The 16,955-nt window shown below is 72.3% G+C and carries 18 protein-coding genes and 1 riboswitch; of the genes, 3 read left to right on the top strand and 15 right to left on the bottom strand.

Translation table 11 applies throughout. The annotated features are described in order from the left end of the window. Nucleotides 1–41: 41 nt before the first annotated feature. The 6 genes from GEV07_02120 to GEV07_02095 all read right to left on the bottom strand — a co-directional run bounded on the left by GEV07_02120 (nt 42) and on the right by GEV07_02095 (nt 4,422). On the bottom strand, nt 42–1,142 hold the full coding sequence (locus GEV07_02120; protein ID MQA01562.1) for a PAS domain-containing protein: 1,101 nt from the start codon (nt 1,140–1,142) through the stop codon (nt 42–44). A 39-nt stretch (nt 1,143–1,181) separates the two neighbouring features. After that, entirely contained in the window at nt 1,182–2,042 is an 861-nt protein-coding gene (locus GEV07_02115) for an RNA methyltransferase (protein MQA01561.1), read from the bottom strand. A 6-nt stretch (nt 2,043–2,048) separates the two neighbouring features. Beyond that, a complete protein-coding gene (gene rplT / locus GEV07_02110; GenBank protein ID MQA01560.1) occupies nt 2,049–2,423 on the bottom strand; it encodes a 50S ribosomal protein L20 in 375 nt (124 codons plus the stop codon). A gap of 59 nt (nt 2,424–2,482) precedes the next feature. Further along, nucleotides 2,483–2,680, bottom strand: coding sequence for a 50S ribosomal protein L35 (rpmI, locus tag GEV07_02105; GenBank protein MQA01559.1), 198 nt, complete (start codon nt 2,678–2,680; stop codon nt 2,483–2,485). A 70-nt stretch (nt 2,681–2,750) separates the two neighbouring features. Beyond that, a complete protein-coding gene (locus tag GEV07_02100; GenBank protein ID MQA01558.1) occupies nt 2,751–3,323 on the bottom strand; it encodes a translation initiation factor IF-3 in 573 nt (190 codons plus the stop codon). A 337-nt stretch (nt 3,324–3,660) separates the two neighbouring features. Continuing rightward, complete coding sequence (locus GEV07_02095) at nt 3,661–4,422, bottom strand: aquaporin (GenBank protein ID MQA01557.1); 762 nt, start codon at nt 4,420–4,422, stop codon at nt 3,661–3,663. Nucleotides 4,423–4,575: 153 nt separating this feature from the next. Here GEV07_02095 and GEV07_02090 point away from each other — a divergent pair, with 153 nt between their 5' ends. Genes GEV07_02090 through GEV07_02080 form a run of 3 tightly spaced genes read left to right on the top strand, consistent with a single transcriptional unit; the run spans nt 4,576 to nt 8,639 of the window. Then, nucleotides 4,576–5,526 carry an aldose epimerase gene (locus tag GEV07_02090; GenBank protein MQA01556.1) on the top strand — a complete coding sequence of 317 codons (951 nt, stop codon included), beginning with the start codon at nt 4,576–4,578 and terminating at the stop codon, nt 5,524–5,526. Next, nucleotides 5,523–8,027 carry a DUF3516 domain-containing protein gene (locus tag GEV07_02085; protein ID MQA01555.1) on the top strand — a complete coding sequence of 835 codons (2,505 nt, stop codon included), beginning with the start codon at nt 5,523–5,525 and terminating at the stop codon, nt 8,025–8,027. Before GEV07_02090 ends, GEV07_02085 begins: the two co-directional genes overlap by 4 nt. A gap of 6 nt (nt 8,028–8,033) precedes the next feature. Then, complete coding sequence (locus tag GEV07_02080) at nt 8,034–8,639, top strand: hypothetical protein (GenBank protein MQA01554.1); 606 nt, start codon at nt 8,034–8,036, stop codon at nt 8,637–8,639. Nucleotides 8,640–8,645: 6 nt separating this feature from the next. On the opposite strand, the gene GEV07_02075 is transcribed toward GEV07_02080, so the two are convergent. From GEV07_02075 to GEV07_02035, 9 genes are all read right to left on the bottom strand, one after another. Continuing rightward, a complete protein-coding gene (locus GEV07_02075; GenBank protein ID MQA01553.1) occupies nt 8,646–9,518 on the bottom strand; it encodes an ATP phosphoribosyltransferase in 873 nt (290 codons plus the stop codon). Nucleotides 9,519–9,562: 44 nt separating this feature from the next. Further along, the gene (locus tag GEV07_02070; protein ID MQA01552.1) at nt 9,563–10,051 is read right to left on the bottom strand and encodes a 6,7-dimethyl-8-ribityllumazine synthase; all 489 of its coding nucleotides are present in this window, start codon (nt 10,049–10,051) and stop codon (nt 9,563–9,565) included. Between the two features lie 31 nt (nt 10,052–10,082). After that, nucleotides 10,083–11,357 carry a bifunctional 3,4-dihydroxy-2-butanone-4-phosphate synthase/GTP cyclohydrolase II gene (locus tag GEV07_02065; GenBank protein MQA01551.1) on the bottom strand — a complete coding sequence of 425 codons (1,275 nt, stop codon included), beginning with the start codon at nt 11,355–11,357 and terminating at the stop codon, nt 10,083–10,085. Continuing rightward, nucleotides 11,354–12,004, bottom strand: a complete 651-nt coding sequence (locus tag GEV07_02060; protein MQA01550.1) for a nicotinamide riboside transporter PnuC — start codon at nt 12,002–12,004, stop codon at nt 11,354–11,356. The genes GEV07_02065 and GEV07_02060 overlap by 4 nt, the downstream gene beginning before the upstream one ends. Then, entirely contained in the window at nt 12,001–12,612 is a 612-nt protein-coding gene (locus GEV07_02055; GenBank protein MQA01549.1) for a riboflavin synthase, read from the bottom strand. Before GEV07_02055 ends, GEV07_02060 begins: the two co-directional genes overlap by 4 nt. 80 nt (nt 12,613–12,692) lie before the next feature. Then, a riboswitch (FMN riboswitch) is annotated at nt 12,693–12,823 on the bottom strand. 94 nt (nt 12,824–12,917) lie between these two features. Beyond that, on the bottom strand, nt 12,918–13,871 hold the full coding sequence (locus GEV07_02050; protein MQA01548.1) for a diguanylate cyclase: 954 nt from the start codon (nt 13,869–13,871) through the stop codon (nt 12,918–12,920). Further along, nucleotides 13,868–14,539, bottom strand: coding sequence for a ribulose-phosphate 3-epimerase (rpe, locus tag GEV07_02045; GenBank protein MQA01547.1), 672 nt, complete (start codon nt 14,537–14,539; stop codon nt 13,868–13,870). The genes GEV07_02050 and rpe overlap by 4 nt, the downstream gene beginning before the upstream one ends. A gap of 24 nt (nt 14,540–14,563) precedes the next feature. Then, the gene (locus GEV07_02040) at nt 14,564–15,904 is read right to left on the bottom strand and encodes an rRNA cytosine-C5-methyltransferase (protein MQA01546.1); all 1,341 of its coding nucleotides are present in this window, start codon (nt 15,902–15,904) and stop codon (nt 14,564–14,566) included. 115 nt (nt 15,905–16,019) lie between these two features. Further along, a complete protein-coding gene (locus GEV07_02035; GenBank protein ID MQA01545.1) occupies nt 16,020–16,955 on the bottom strand; it encodes a methionyl-tRNA formyltransferase in 936 nt (311 codons plus the stop codon).

Here is a 16,955-nt window from a genome sequence, read left to right as displayed (position 1 = left end):
CTGACACTGACGTGGCTTGCCGCGAAGCGGCGCCCGCCAGGTCACAGGTAAGGAGGCGACCCGGCGGGCAACGAAAATCGGAACATCGCACCGCCGGCCGCCGAGCGGCCGAGCGCGATGGTGCCGCGGTGCGCCTCGACCAGACCCTTGACGATGTACAGCCCGAGCCCGGTGTTGCCCCGCCTGTGGTTGCCCCGCCAGAACCGGGTGAACACGCTCGGCGCGAGCTCGGCGGGGATGCCCTCCCCGGCGTCGCTCACGCTAACGGAGACGCCGGCCTCGCCGGTGTCCCCTACCTCGGCACTGGGTTCTACCACGATGCTGATCTTACCGTCTCCGTGCCGTACGGCGTTGTCGACCAGGTTGGCGAGGATCTGCTCGACCTTGTCGCTGTCCAGCCAGAGGTCGGGCAGCTCACCGTGCACCGCGATCTCGAACCGGTCCGCGTCGTCACCGGCGGCCACCCGCCCGGCGACCAGCCGGTGCGCCAGCCGGCCGACGTCCACCACGGAGCGCCGCAGCTCCAGCCGGCCGCTCTCGATCCGCGACACGTCCAGCAGGTCGCCGATCAGCCTGGTCAGCACGTCCGCGTCGTACTCGACGGTGCGGAGGATCGCCTGGCGCTGCTCGTCGGTGAACTTGTCCCACTTGGTGAGCAGGGTCGCGGTGAAGCCCTTCACGCTGGTCAGCGGCGAGCGCAGCTCGTGCGCGACGGTGGACACCAGGTCCGCCCTGCTGCGCTCCCACCGCGCACGGGAGGCGCCGTCGCGCAGCGTGATCACCAGCTGCTGCAGCGGCCCGGCGCGTCGGCTGCGCACGTACCTCGCGCTGACGTCGAGCTGCGGGCCGTCCAGGCCGAGGCGCAGCAGGCGGGCCGGCTGCCTGGTGCGGCTGGGCAGGCCGCCGTACGGGTCGGTGCACTTCCACCAGTCGTGCCCGTCGTCGTCGCGCAGCGGCAGCAGCCCGTCGTACTGCTTGCCGAGCGCGGCCGACCGGTCGACTCCGGTCAGCGCCGCCGCAGCGGTGTTGAACACCGTGACGCGGCCGCGGGCGTCGGCGACGACCAGCCCGTCGGGCAGCAGGTCCGCAGCCACCTGGAAGCCGTCGTCGGGCACCGTTGCACCGAACTGCGACTCCGTCATGTGACAGGCCTTCCCCGAGACTGCGCGTCACCTGCACCTTTACGACGAACCGGGCACCCGTTCGTCGCCCTGCCTAACGACGTGCCCCGCCGCGCGTTGCGCACCTGACGAGGCATACATACACAATGCAGCGGAGACGGACAAGTTCAAGCTCTCCGCGCGCCCGTGGATCGGCACCGAGACGGCCTGGTCGGCCAGGGCAAGCGCCTCCGCCGGCAGCCCCCACGCCTCGTTCCCGAACAGCCACGCGGTCGGCCGGCTCAGCCGGCCGGCGGAGCCGAGCTCGTCGATGGTCACAGGCGCGTCCGCGGCCGCGGCCAGGACCTGCAGGCCAGCGGCCCGGGCGGCCGCGGCCACGTCCGCCACCGCACAGTCGGTCACGACCGGGAGGTGGAACAGGCTGCCGGCCGCCGACCGTACGCACTTGCCGTTGTACGCCTCCACCGAGGCGTCGGTGAAGACGACCGCGTCCGCGCCGGCCGCGTCCGCCGTCCGCAGCACGGTGCCGGCGTTGCCCGGGTCCCTGACGTGCACCAGCACCACCACCAGCCGCGGCGCTGCCGCGAAAACCGCCGGCAGCTCCACATCGAGGTACCGGCAGCTCGCCACCAGGCCCTGCGGTTGGACGGTGTCGGCCAGCGCCGCGAGCGCGGGCTCGGTGACCAGGTGCACCTCCACCGCGGCCGCGCGCGCCCGGTCGAGCAGCTCCTGGTGCCGCTCGACGGCCTGGCCGGTGGCGAACAGCTCGACGCCGTCGACGGTGGGGAGCGCGAGCACCTCGCGCACCGCCTGCGGCCCCTCCACGAGAAACCGCCGCGCCTTCGTTCTGAAGGCGCGGCGGTGTAGTCGCTTCGCCGCTTTGACTCGCGCGGAACGCTCGTCGAGCAGACCGGCCGACACGGCGGGTCAGCTCGCCGCGCTACCGCTCGGCTGAGCCTTCTTCGCGACGTCGACGAGGGCGGCGAACGCCTTCGGCTCGCTGACGGCCAGCTCGGCCAGCATCCGCCGGTCGACCTCGACGCCGGCCAGGCGCAGGCCCTGGACGAACCGGTTGTACGTCATGCCGTTGCTGCGTGCGGCGGCGTTGATGCGCTGGATCCACAGCCGGCGGAACTCGCCCTTGCGAGCGCGCCTGTCGCGGTGCTGGTACACCATCGAGTGGAGGACCTGCTCCTTGGCCTTGCGGTACAGGCGGGACCGCTGGCCCCGGTACCCCTCGGCCGCCCCGAGGATCTCCCGGCGCTTCTTGTGGGCGTTGACCGCCCGCTTCACGCGTGCCACGTGTGTACTCCTCCGTTATCGAGCCGATGCGAACGCATCGGATCTGTTGCCGCCGACGCTTACTTCTTACCGAGCAGGCGCTTGATGTTCCGCGCATCCGCCTTGCTCGCCTGCACGTTCGCCGCCAGCCGCCGGGTCAGCGTGCTCGGCTTGTGCTCGAGGTAGTGACGCCGGTTCGCCTGCTGCCTGACGACCTTGCCTGTGCCGGTCAGCTTGAACCGCTTCTTGGCACCACTGTGCGTCTTGTTCTTGGGCATACTCGGCCCTGTCCTCCTCCACCTACGTCCCAGGACCGGCCGCGTAGCCGACGGCTGGGTGTTCTCTGCGTCAGACCTCGGCCACGTCGGCGTCGCTGGCTTGCTCAGCCTTCCTCTGCGCCGGCTCGGCCCGCCGCTTGTGCGGCGCGACCACCATGATCATGTTCCTGCCGTCCTGCTTCGGCGCCGACTCCACGTAGCCGTGCTCGTCGATGTCGTCGGACAGCCGCTTCAACAGCCGCGCGCCGAGTTCCGGCCTGGACTGCTCGCGGCCACGGAACATGATCGTGACCTTGACCTTGTCGCCTTGCTTCAGGAACCGCTCGACGTGGCCCTTCTTGGTGCTGTAGTCGTGCGGGTCGATCTTCGGGCGCAGCTTGATCTCCTTGATCACCGTCTGCGCCTGGTTCTTCTTCGCTTCCCTGGCCTTGATCGCGGACTCGTACTTGAACTTGCCGAAGTCCATGAGCTTGGCCACGGGCGGGCGCGCGGTCGGCGCAACCTCGACGAGGTCGAGGTCGGCCTCCTGAGCGAGTCGCAACGCGTCTTCGATGCGGACGATCCCTACCTGCTCCCCGTTGGGACCGACCAAGCGCACCTCAGGGACGCGGATGCGGTCGTTCACTCGGAAGTCAGTGCTGATGAGGCCTCCTCAGTCCGTGGGGCACTGTTCGTCTGGTCTTGTTCTCTCGACTGTCTGTCCGGCTGACGGCTGCGGGGCCGGCTCGCGTCACCAGGAAGCAAAAACGGCCTCGCATCACAGGCGAAGCCGACCAAGTACGACGCGGCTGGTCCCCCGCGTCGGGCCCGCAGCTCCGGGCCAAGTGGACCCGCAAGCCAGCTATGACCGCGGGTGGGAGGTCGACCTCCGCTTGTGCACCGAGACCCGTCAGCAGGTCTCGGCAGGGGCCAAGAATAACAGGCGGCCGACCGTACTGCCGCGCAGCCGGTCAGTCACCGCCAGAACCGAGTGTACGGGGTCAGCGGCGGGCCGGGCGCTTGTTGCGCGGCCGCTTCCCCGACGGCTTTACCGACTTCGCCACCGGGGTCGCGGCCACCGCGGCCGCGTCCGCAGCCGCCTGGCGCTCGGTCGTCACCAGCGCGTGCACGAGGACGGCGAGCAGCGCGCCGAGCAGCGGCGCGACCAGGAACACCCACACCTGCGACAGGGCCTCGCCACCGGCGAAGATCGCCGGCCCCAGGCTGCGCGCTGGGTTCACCCCGCCACCACTGATCGGGATGGTCATCAGGTAGCTGACGGTGAACGCGGCGCCGACGGTGAGGCCGACGAACGCGGAGTTCGCCACCCTGCTGGTCACGGCGAGCACCACGAACACGAACAGGAACGTCGCGAGCATCTCGACGAAGAACGCCCCGCCGATCTCCGTGTTCGTCTGCGACAGCTCGCCGAAGCCGTTGTTGCCGTACAGCTGCTGGCTCACCCCGTTGACCTGCGACCTGACCACGACGATCACCGCGGCACCGAGGATGCCGCCGAGCAACTGCGCGAGCCAGTACTGGATGCCGATGCCGACCTTCATCCGGCCGGAGAGCACGAAGGAGAGCGTCACCGCGGGGTTCAGGTGGGCACCGGAGACCGGGCCGACCGCGTAGACCAGCGCCAGCAGCGCGAAGCCGAAGGCGAGTGCGATGCCGAGCGTGCCGATGTCCTTGCCGGCAAAGACGGCGGCTCCGATGCCGGCGCTGACCAGCATCGCGGTGCCGACGAACTCGGCGCCCATCTTCTTGAATTCCACGACCGTCCTCCCGGACCGATACGCCTCTGGCCACCGAAGGGTAGCGACCGTGGCCACCTGCTCCAACAGCCCCCACCCGTTGAGCGCCCGGACGACCACGTTGTGGCTGCGCCGCGGACCGTCCGGCAGGATGCCTGGATGACCGCGCAGCCCGTGCCACCGACCGGCGCCCAGTTCCCCATCGTCGCCGGGCCGTACCAGGCCGTCGTCACCGAGGCCGGGGCCACGCTGCGCAACTGCACCTGGCGGGGGCTGCCGGTGCTCGCCGGGTTCGCCACCGACGCCGCGTGCGACGGCGCCCACGGCCAGCTGCTCGCGCCGTGGCCGAACCGGGTCGACCGCGGCCGCTACGCCTTCGACGGGGTCGACCACCAGCTCGACGTCACCGAGCCGGCCGCGGACAACGCCATCCACGGCCTCGTCCGGACCGCCAGGTGGCAGCCGGTGCACCACGACGAGGCGACCGTGACGCTGACCCACCGGCTGCTGGCCCAGCCCGGCTACCCGTTCGTGCTCGACCTGACGGTGACGTACGCACTGCACGAGGAGACCGGCCTTACGGTGACCACCTCGGCAAGGAACGTCGGCGGGTGCGCGGCGCCGTGGGGCACCGGGCACCACCCGTACCTCACGCCTGGCCTGCCGTCCGTACGGGAGTGCACGCTGCGGCTGCCAGCGGCCAGCTACCTGGTCGCTGACGACAGGCACATCCCGCGGGAACGGGCACCGGTCGCCGACACCGGCTACGACTTCCGCACCGGCCGGGTCATCGCGGACCATCCGCTCGACCCGGCCTTCGGCGACCTGGCCAGGGATGCCGATGGGCTCGCGCACGCGTCCGTCACCGCACCCGACGGCGCGACCAGCGCGTTGTGGTGCGACACCGCGTACCCGTGGCTGCAGGTCTTCACCGGCCACACGCTCGCGCCGGCGCGCCGGTTCGCGGCCGTCGCCGTCGAGCCGATGAGCTGCCCGCCGAACGCGTTCGTCACCGGCACCGACCTGGTACGGCTCGACCCCGGTGCGCAGTGGTCCGGCCGCTGGGGCGTCAGGTTCCGGCCCGGGCGCGAGATGATGGCAGCCACATGACAGTCGCCACCACGCTCCCCAGGCCCACGACCACCGACGCCGACACGCTCTTCGACGCGTTCGCCGACTGGGCGGACGGCGAGGGCCTGGGCCTCTACCCGCACCAGGAGGAGGCGCTCATCGAGCTCCTCTCCGGGGCGAACGTCATCCTCAGCACCCCCACAGGCTCCGGCAAGAGCCTGGTCGCGACCGGCGCGCACTTCGCCGCGCTGGCCGACGGGCGGCGGACGTTCTACACCGCACCGATCAAGGCGCTGGTGTCGGAGAAGTTCTTCGCCCTCTGCGAGGTCTTCGGGCCGGCCGACATCGGGATGCTCACCGGGGACGCCAGCGTCAACCCGGACGCCCGGGTGATCTGCTGCACCGCGGAGGTGCTCGCCAACCTCGCCCTCCGCGAGGGCGAGCGCGCCGACATCGGCCAGGTGGTGATGGACGAGTTCCACTTCTACGCCGACCCGGACCGCGGCTGGGCCTGGCAGGTGCCACTGCTCGAGCTGCCGCAGGCCCAGTTCGTGCTGATGTCCGCGACGCTCGGCGACGTCAGCAGGTTCGAGACCGACCTCACCAGGCGCACCGGGCGGCCCACGGCGGTCATCGCGTCGGCGCAGCGGCCGGTGCCGCTGACCTTCAGCTACGCCATGACCCCGATGCACGAGACGCTCGAGGAGCTGCTGACCACCCACCAGGCGCCGGTGTACGTCGTGCACTTCACCCAGGCCGCCGCACTCGAACGCGCGCAGGCGCTGATGAGCGTGAACGTCTGCAGCCGGGCGGAGAAGGACGCCATCGCCGCGAAGATCGGGAACTTCCGCTTCACGGCGGGCTTCGGGAAGACGCTGTCGCGGCTGGTGCGGCACGGCATCGGCGTACACCACGCGGGCATGCTGCCGAAGTACCGGCGGCTGGTGGAGACGCTGACGCAGGCCGGCCTGCTGAAGGTCGTGTGCGGCACCGACACGCTCGGCGTCGGCATCAACGTGCCGATCCGCACCGTGCTCTTCACCGGCCTGTCCAAGTACGACGGCACGTCGACCAGGCTGCTGCACGCCCGCGAGTTCCACCAGATCGCCGGTCGTGCCGGGCGGGCCGGCTACGACACCGTCGGCACCGTCGTCGTGCAGGCGCCCGAGCACGTGATCGAGAACGAGAAGGCGCTGGCGAAGGCCGGCGACGACCCGAAGAAGCGGCGCAAAGTGGTGCGCAAGAAGCCACCGGCGGGTGCGATCGGCTGGGGCGAGCCCACGTTCGAACGGCTGGTCGCCGCCGACCCCGAACCGTTGACGTCGCAGTTCGTCGTCAGCCACGCGATGCTGCTGAACGTCATCGGGCGGCCGGGCGACGCGTTCACCGCCATGCGCAAGCTGCTCACCGACAACCACGAGCCGCCGCAGGCCAGGCGCGGGCACATCCACCGCGCGATCGCCATCTACCGCGCACTGCTGGCCGCCGGCGTCGTCGAGCAGCTGGCCGCGCCGGATGCCGACGGCCGCACCGTGCGGCTCACCGTCGACCTGCAGTTCGACTTCGCGCTCAACCAGCCGCTGTCGCCGTTCGCGCTCGCCGCCATCGAGCTGCTCGACCCGGTCTCGCCGAGCTACCCGCTGGACGTCGTGTCGGTCATGGAGTCGGTGCTCGACGACCCGCGACAGGTGCTGTCCGCACAGCGGTACAAGGCCCGCGGTGAGGCCGTCGCCGCGATGAAGGCCGACGGCATCGAGTACGACGAGCGGATGGAGCTGCTCGAGGAGGTCACGTACCCGCAGCCGCTGGCCGAGCTGCTCGACGCCGCGTACGAGATGTACCGGCAGGGCCACCCGTGGGTCGCCGACCACGAGCTGAAGCCGAAGTCCGTCGTGCGCGACATGTACGAACGCGCCATGACGTTCGTCGAGTACGTGAGCTTCTACGGGCTCGCCCGCTCGGAGGGGCTGGTGCTGCGCTACCTCGCCGACGCGTACAAGACGCTGCGGCAGACGGTGCCGACCGAGGCCCGCACGGAGGAGCTGACCGACCTGATCGAGTGGCTCGGCGAGCTGGTGCGGCAGGTCGACTCCAGCCTGGTGGACGAGTGGGACCGGCTGACCAACCCGGTCGAGGCGGACGACGAGCCCGAGGTGCGGCGGCCGACCACGCTCACCGGCAACATCAGGGCGTTCCGGGTGCTCGTACGCAACGCCCTGTTCCGGCGGGTGGAGCTGGCCGCGCACCGGAGGTACGAGGAGCTCGGCGAGCTCGACGCCGAGGCCGGCTGGGACGCCGACGCCTGGGCAGGCGCGCTCGAACCGTACTTCGCCGAGCACGACGACATCGGCATCGGCCCGGACGCCCGCGGCCCGCGGCTGCTGCTCATCGACGAGCAACCCGACAGCTGGCTGGTGCGGCAGATCTTCGACGACGCGGCCGGGGACCACGACTGGGGCATCAGCGCGGAGATCGACCTCGCCGCGTCCGACGCCCAGGGCACCGCCGCCGTCCGCGTCACGGCCGTCGACCGGCTCTGACCGCCGATGGCCGTCGTCAGCTACCGCGCGCTCGCGGCCCGGGTGCTCACGCTGCCGGCACGGCTCGGGCCGGTGCGGCTGGTCGGCGTGGACGGCCCGACCGGGTCTGGGAAGTCCACGTTCGCCGGTCGGCTGGCCGACGCGTTGCGCTCGGCCGGCAGCGACGTGACCCTGCTGCACACCGACGACCTGCTCGACGGCTGGGCGGACACCGTGACGTTCTGGCCGCGGCTGGAGAGCTGGGTGCTCGCGCCGCTGCGCGACGGCAAGCCCGGCGGCTACCGGCCCTACGACTGGTACGCGGGCGCGTTCGGCGCCGACTGGACCCAGGTGCCGGCGACCGGGGTGCTGATCCTCGACGGCGTGACGTCGACCAGGCGAGCCGCCGCGCCCGACCTCACCCTGGCCGTCTGGATGAGCATGCAGCCTTCGCGCTCCCTGGCACGCGCGATCGACCGCGACGGCGAGGCGATGGCGGGCGAGCTCACCGCCTGGCACGACCGCGAGCAGGCCCACTTCGCCATCGACGACACCCCGGCACGCGCCGACCTCCTGGTCGACGGCGACCCACGTCTCCCCCACGACCCGGCCGCGGAGTTCGTGACCGGCTAGCCGGCGTTACTCGACGATCTTGGCGATGGGGAGCTCGAGGATGTCGCGGGCGCCTGCGGTCTTCAGCGCAGGGATCAGCGTGTTGATGCCGACCTTCGGCACCACCGTGCCCACCGCGTGGTCGCCGTTCGCCAGCGAGGTGACGGTCGGCGAGCCGAGCGCGGGCAGCTGGTCGAGTACCGCGGACAGCTGGTCCGCGGAGACGTTCAGCATCAGGTAGACGTTGCCGCGCGCCGTGATCGCACCCCGCAGCAACAGCAGGATGTCCTCCATCGCGGCACGCTTCTCCGGGTCCTCGTACGCGGCCCGGTTCGCGACGACCTCGGTGCGGCTGGTGAGCAGCGTGTGCACGATCTTCAGGCCGTGCTTGCGCAGCGACGAGCCGGTCTCCGTGACGTCGACGACCGCGTCCACGATGTCGGGCACCTTCGCCTCGGTCGCGCCGTACGACGGCACGATCCGCGCCTTCACCCCGATCTCGTCGAAGTACCTGCGGGTCAGCTGCGGGTACTCGGTCGACACCCGGACGCCCTCAGGCAGGTCCTCGCCGCGCTCGATCTCCTGGTCGGCCGGCACGGCGAGCACGATGCGAACCGGGTTGCTCGTCGCCTTGGAGTACTCCAGCTCCCCGAGGCTCACCACGTCCGCGCCGGTCTCCGTGATCCAGTCGCGGCCGGTGATGCCGACGTCGAACAGCCCCTGCTCGAGGTAGACGGGGATCTCCTGCGGCCGCAGGAACCGCACCCGCTCGACCCGCGGGTCGTCGACGGCGGCGTGGTAGTCACGGCTGGAGCCGCGGCGCACGGCGAGGTCGGCGGCCTCGAACAAGTCGATGGTCGCGGCTTCCAGGGAACCCTTGGGCAGGACGAGCGAGAGCACGACGTGAACCCTTCAGAGTCGGACGAAGAGACGGTGAACGCGAACTAACGAGCGGTCGGCACCCGATGTCGTAGGTCGCGGAGGACGACGGCTGCCTCGACAGCTGCCATCGTCGCCTCCCATCCCTTGTCCTCGTGGCTTTCGGCAAGCCCACAGCGATCCAACCCCTGTTCCAGGGTGTCACAGGTGAGCACGCCGTTCCCGACCGGGGTGCCGGCGTCGAGCGCCACTCTGGTGAGGCCGTCGGTCACGCTGCGGCAGACGTACTCGAAGTGCGGCGTGCCGCCGCGGATGACGGCGGCCAGGCACACCACCGCGGCGTGTTCCCTGGCGAGGTGCTGCGCGACCACGGGCACCTCCATCGCGCCTGACACCCGCACGACCGTCGGTGTGATGTCGCACGCCTCCGCCGCCGCGGTGGCGCGGTCGAGCAACGCGTCGACGACCTCGGCGTTCCACCGGGTCGCCACGATCCCGACCGTGACTCCGGCGCCCTTCAGCGCCTGGATGTCGGGCCGCCCCGAGCCGCTCACTGCCGATCGCCTCCCTCGTCTGCTGTACGCGTCAAGTGTCGCCCACCGCCCTCGCCTCGTGCGGCACGGCGTCGGCGAGCCAGCTCACCTCGTGGCCGAGCCGGTCCCGTTTCGTCTGCAGGTAGCCGAGGTTCGCTGGCGTCGGTGCCGTGCGCGACGGCACCCGCGCGACGACGGACACGCCGTACGCGTCGATCGCCTGCTGCTTCACCGGGTTGTTCGTCATCAGCCGCACGCCGCGCACACCGAGATCCTTCAACACCTGCGCGGCGGCGGCGTAGTCGCGGTCGTCGACGGGCAGGCCGAGCGCGAGGTTCGCCTGTACGGTGTCCGCGCCGGCGTCCTGCAGCTCGTACGCGCGCAGCTTGCTGAGCAGCCCGATGCCCCTGCCCTCGTGGCCGCGGACGTACACGACCACACCGCTGCCGGCCGCGACGACCTCGGCCAGCGCCCGGTCGAGCTGTTCGCCGCAGTCGCACCGCTGCGACCCGAACGCGTCGCCGGTGAGGCACTCGGAGTGCACCCGCACGAGCACGTCGGTACCGCCGGCCACCTCGCCGTGCACCAGGGCGACGCACTCGTCACCCGTCGGCTCGTCCAGGTAGCCGTGCGCGGTGAACTGCCCGTGCCTGGTGGGCAACCGGGTCACCGACACCCGCCGCACCTGCTGCTGCTCGTGCCGCAGGTACGCAGCAACGTCGGAGACGGTCAGATACACGAGGCCGTGGGTCTCGGCGAACTCGGCCACGTGGTCGGGGCGGAGCATGGAGCCGTCATCGTTCACCAGCTCGGCGATTCCGGCCACCGGGGTCAGGCCGGTGAGCCGTACGAGGTCGACGCTGGCCTCGGTGTGCCCACGGCGGGCCAGCACGCCGCCTGCGCGGGCGGTCAGCGGGAACACGTGTCCCGGCCGCGCCAGCGCCGCAGGCTCGGTGTGCGCGTCGCCGAGCAGCCGCAGGGTGTGCGCCCGGTCGGCCGCGGAGACACCCGTGGTGATGCCGTCCTTGGCGTCCACGGAGACCGTCCACGCGGTGCGCTTCGCGTCCTCGTTCACGGCGGCCATTGGCGGCAGCCCGAGCTGCTGGGCCTTCGCCTCCGTCATCGGGGCGCAGACGATGCCGGTCGAGTGCCTGACGGTGAACCCGAGCACCTCAGGGCTCGCCAGCTCCGCGGCGAACACCAGGTCGCACTCGTTCTCCCTGTCCGGGTCGTCGACGACAACCACCGGCCGACCGGCCGCGAGCTCGTCGACGACCTGCCGCACCGTCTCGATGCTTCGTGCGCTCGGCAGTCCCTGCGCGCTCATGCCGGCACCTCCTCAAGCTCACCCGGCGCCGGCGTCTGCCGGCCGGACTGCCGAACCCAGCTGACGATGCCGACCACGCACAGCACGAAGAACACCACGTACGTGGTGGCGTAGACGACCAGCCCGTGCGAGTACGCCAACGGCACCCCGACCAGGTCGACGAGGATCCACACGAACCAGAACTCCACCCAGCCGCGGGCCTGCCCGTAGAACGCGACCAGGCTGCCGACGAAGATGTACGCGTCGGGCAGCGGCGACCAGGACGCACCGGTCTCGGCGAGCAGCCACGCGACTGCGGCGGTGCCGGCCGCGAGCACGGCGAGCATGCCGAGGCGGGCCCGCCAGCTCGCCCAGCGCACCTCGACCTGCTTGTTCTCCCGCCGCCCGCGCGCCCAGCGCCACCAGCCGTAGCCCGCGATGACGGCGATGGCGACCTGCCTGGCGGCGTTGCCGCCGAGGTGCGCGCCGACGCTCGCGGCGAACAGCAGGGCGCAGCTGGCGAGCTGCACCGGCCAGGTCGCGAGGCTGCGCTTGGCGGCGAGACCGACGACGGCTATCGCGCCGACGCTGCCGACCAGGTCGGTCCACCTGATCTCTTCGCTGCCCACGGTGAACGCGACGGAGTTCACCCAGGCCAGGACGTTCATGCGGTCGCCGCCTTCGCCCCGGTGAGGCGCTCGACGTACTTCGCGACGACGTCCACCTCGACGTTCACCGCGTCGCCAGGGCGTTTGCCGCCGAGCACCGTACGCCGCAACGTCTCCGGGATCAGCCCGATGGTGAACGTCTCGTCGGCGACGTCGGCGACGGTGAGGCTGACGCCGTCGACGGCGACCGAGCCCTTCACCGCGACGTAGCGCGCGAGCCGCGCCGGCAGCGCGAACGTCACCTCGGTCCAGTTCTCCCGCGGCTGCCAGCCGACGACCGTCGTCGTGTGGTCGACGTGCCCCTGCACGATGTGTCCGCCGAGTCGCTGGTCGGCCCGTACGGCGCGCTCCAGGTCGACCTGGCGTCCTGGGGTGAACGCACCGACGGTGCTGTGCGCGAGCGTCTCGCCCATCACGTCGACGGTGAACTCCCCGCCGGCGGGGTCGACCTCGGTCACGGTCAGGCAGACGCCGTCCACGGCGATCGAGTCGCCGGGCTTGGCATCGCTGGTGACCAGCGGCCCGCGGACGGTCAGCTCGGCCGAACCTGTGGACAGTCGCTCGATGGCGACGACGGCGCCCAGCTCTTCGACGATTCCGGTGAACATCGCCCGGTCTCCCTCACAGTCGGGCGCACCGGGGATTCACAACGCACACCGTGGCCGGGATCCACCTCGGCCGCGTGCCGCCGCGCGCTACCTCCCATCCGGACTTTCACCGTCGGTACCGGAATTTCACCGGATCAACCGGCCGATGGCTTCGGCCGGGTCGCGGACTATAACCGCCGGTTCGGATTTTCACCGACCCCGGAGCGCACGTTTCGCGTGTCGCCCCCAGTGTAGGCACCCGACCGCCGTACCGCGACATGTCGTCGATCACGCCGGCCGACCGGCGTGTCTCAGTGCCTGGACGGTCACGCCTTGCGCCGGTCGACGCCGACGCTCGAACCGGCGCTCTGCTTCGCGAAGACCAGCATCTCGTCGGCGACGGCGAGCACCTGGTGCGTGTTGGCGAAGTGCCTGTGCTCGTTGGTGGCCACCCCCGCCGACACGGTGACCAGCGGGATGTCGTGCTGCACCCCCCGCCGGTCGGTCACCTGCATGGTGCCGCGGACACGCTCGGCCTCGTCGTACAGCGTCAGCGAGTCCGCCTCGAACATGTCCGCGACGTCGCGGCACGCCGGCCTGGCCTGGTCGGCGGCGCAGGTCAGCACGAAGTCGTCGCCGTCGAGGTGCCCGACGAACGGTGGCGGCGCCAGGTCGGCGGCGACCCGCCGCAGTGTCGCCGCGAACATCGCGATGAGCTGGTCGCCGCGCGGGTGGCCGTAGATCTCGTTGAACGCGGCGAACCCGTCCAGGTCGAGCCGGCAGTACCCGAACGGGCGGCCGGCGGCCAGTCGCTCCTGCAGGTCCTGCCGCGCGCGACCGAACCCGGGCAGGCCGGTCACCGCCGCCATGGCGTTGCGCTCGCCGTGTCGTGCGACCGCCCATTCCAGCCGGTGCGCCAGCTCACCGGCGGACCAGGGCTGGCGCACGTAGTCGTCGACCAGGTCGCCGAAGGCGACGAGCTCGGCCGCCGACAGCGGTTCGGGCACCAGCGCCACCAGCGGCACGCCGGCGACCTTGAAGTCGGCCCGCAGGGTGCGCAGGCAGCGGTGCGGGTCGTCCGGGAGGTCGGTCAGGTCCACCAGCAGCACGTCCGGCCGGTCCCTGGCCACCGCCAGCTGCATCGCGCGCAGCTCACCGACGCGCCTGACCCGCCACCCCCCGGCCAGCTCCGCCGCGGACGCGGCCACGGCGTCGGCGGCCGAGACCCAGGCGAGCACGGTGCGCGTGGGCTGGTCGGCGGCGGGCAGCGCCTCGTTCATCGGTCGTGCGCGGCCTCGGCGCGCGCACGCAACCCGCGCACCGCAGCGGCGGGGTCGTCGCTGCCGTACACCGCGGACCCGGCGACGAAGACGTCCGCACCCGCCTCCGCGCACCGGCCGATCGTCTCTGCGTCCACGCCGCCGTCGACCTGCACCCACAGCTGCAGGTCGCCGTCGCGCACCAGCCGCCGTGCCCGCTCGATCTTCGGCAGCACGAAGTCGAGGAACTTCTGCCCGCCGAACCCGGGCTCGACGGTCATCAGCAGCAGCATGTCGATCTCGCCGAGCAGGTCCGCGTACGCCTCCACCGGCGTCGCCGGCTTCAGCCCGAGCCCGGCGCGGGCGCCGAGCGCTCGCAGCTCGCGCGCGGTGCGGACGGGCGCACGCGCGGCCTCCGCGTGGAACGTGACGCTCCCGGCACCCGCCTCGGCGTACTGCGGCGCCCACCGGTCCGGGTCGTCGATCATCAGGTGGCAGTCCAACGGCAGGCCGGCCGCCTTCACCAGCCCCTCGACGACGGGCAGCCCGATGGTCAGGTTCGGCACGAAATGCCCGTCCATCACGTCCACGTGCAGCCAGTCGGCGTCGCCCGCGACGACGCCCGCCTCCTCCGCCAGCCGGGTGAAGTCCGCGGACAGGATGCTGGGTGCCAGCTGCATCTTCGTCATGCCACCGATCCTCCGTGTCGTCCCCTAATCCTCCCGCTTGCGCAGGACGGCCGCGAACATCGCGTCCGTCCCGTGCAGGTGCGGCCACAGCTGCACCCACGGGCCGCTGCCGAGATGCGGCCGGCCGGGGAACAGCGGGCGCGCGTCGACGACGTCCACCCCGGGAGTATCCCCCGTCACCAGGTCGACCACGCCGGTGGTCTCGGCCAGGTGCGGCGAACAGGTGACGTAGCCGACCACGCCACCGGGACGGACCGCCGTCAGGGCGGCGCGCAGCAGGTCGCCCTGCAGCCGCACCAGGTCGGCCACGTCGCCCGGCGTGCGGCGCCACCTGGCCTCCGGGCGGCGCCGCAGCGAGCCGAGCCCGCTGCACGGCGCGTCGACGAGCACCCGGTCGAAGGTGTCCGCCCGCCACGGACCGGCGCGGCCGTCCGCCGTCACCGCCTGTGCGTTCTGCGACAGCTGCAGCGCGCGGCGCACCAGCCGGCTCCTGCGGTGCCTGCGCTCCGCTGCGACCAGCCTGGCTCCCTGCTGCTCGGCCAGCGCGGCCAGCAGCGCCGCCTTGCCGCCGGGGCCGGCGCAGGCGTCCAGCCACACCTCGCCGCCCGGGCGCGTCGGCACCTCGGCCGCGGCGAGCGCGTACGCCACCAGCTGGCTGCCCTCGTCCTGCACCCCGGCCCGCCCCTCGCGGACAGCGGGCACGGCGGCCGGGTCGCCGTCGACGAGCACGGCGGACGGCGACCACCGGCCGGGCCGGCCGGGGATCTCGTCCACGGTGCACAGCCCGGGGCGCGCGCACACGACGACGTCCGCCGGGTCGTTGTCCGCGGCCAGGGCCGCGGAGGTGTCCGTCCACGAGCCACCGAGCGCCTCGTGCATCGCGCGCACCACCCACGGCGGATGGGCGTGCGCGACGGCGAGGTGGCCGACCGGGTCGTCGTCGTAGTCCGGTGCGACCGCGTCGATCCAGCCCTGCTCGTCGCGGTCGGCCACCCGGCGCAGCACGGCGTTGACGAACCCCGCGCGCTTGCTGCCGAGCGCCTCCTTGGCCACCGCCACCGTGCTGCTCACCGCCGCGTGCCCGGGGATCCGGGTGCGCAGCAGCTGGTGCGTACCGAGGCGCAGGGCGTCGAGCACCGGCGGGTCGAGCTTCGCCAGCGGCCGGTCGATGCACACGGCGAGCACCGCGTCGTACGTGCCGCGGTGGCGCAGCGTGCCGTACGTCAGCTCGGTCGCGAGCGCGGCGTCGCGACCGGTCAGGCCGGCGCTGCGCAGCGCGTGCGGCAGCGCGAGGTTGGCGTAGGCGCCGCGGCTCGCCACCGCGCGCAGTACCTCGTAGGCGACGGTCCGCGCGGCGTCGCTCATGCCGCGCCCGCCTCCTCTCGACCCTCCGGCAGGTGCCGCGGCAGCCTCAGCTGTCGTGCTGTGAGCACCGCGGCCCCTACCTCCGGCTCGTTCGTCGCGCTCCAGCGCGGGTCGCTCATGCCGGCGCGCCGAGCACTGCGCCTTCGACGCCCCTGGCGCCGCGCGCCCAGGCACCGGCGTCCATCGACGGGCGGCCCTGCGGTTGCACCGTGCCGAGCCGCACCGGCGCCGTTGCGGTGCCGACGAACACGCCGGCCTTGGCTACGGTCAGCTGCCCCGGCGCCAGGTCGACGTCCGGGTCGGCCGGCTCCACCGGGCCGAGCTTCAGCCGCTGCCCGTGCACGGTGGTCCACGCGCCCGGCACCGGGGTCAGCGCGCGGACCTGCCGGTCGACGGCGTGCGCCGGCTGCCGCCAGTCGACCTGCGCGTCGGCGGAGGTGATCTTCGGGGCGTAGCTCACCCCGTCGGCCGGCTGCGGCACCGCCACCACGCTGCCGTCGGCGATGCCGTCGAGCACCCGTACGAGCAGCTCGGCGCCGCCGGACGCGAGCCGGTCGAGCAGCTCCCCCGCGGTGTCGCGCGGGCGTACGGACTCGGTCACCGTGCCGTACACCGGTCCCGCGTCCATCTCGGGCACCAGCTGGAACACCGTCGCGCCTGTCACGTCGTCGCCGGCGCGTAGCGCGTGCTGCACGGGGGCGGCGCCGCGCCAGGCCGGCAGCACGGAGAAGTGCAGGTTCACCCAACCGTGCCGCGGGATCGCGAGCACCAACGCCTGCAGCAGCGCGCCGTACGCCACCACTGGACAGCAGTCTGGCGCGAGCTCGGCCAGCCGCGCGACGAACGCCTCGTCGGTCGCGCGTTCCGGCTGCAGCAGCTCGACGTCTGCCGCCCGTACGCGCTCGGCGACCGGGCTGGCCGCCACCTTCCGGCCGCGGCCGGCGCGGCGGTCCGGGCGGGTCACGACGGCGACGACGTCATGGCCCGACGCGAGCAGCGCGTCGAGCGCGGGGACGGCGACCGCGGGTGTACCGGCGAAGACCAGGCGCAC

Source organism: Streptosporangiales bacterium (assembly GCA_009379825.1).
Taxonomy (GTDB): domain Bacteria; phylum Actinomycetota; class Actinomycetes; order Streptosporangiales; family WHST01; genus WHST01.
This window is presented reverse-complemented; position numbering and strand designations above follow the sequence as displayed.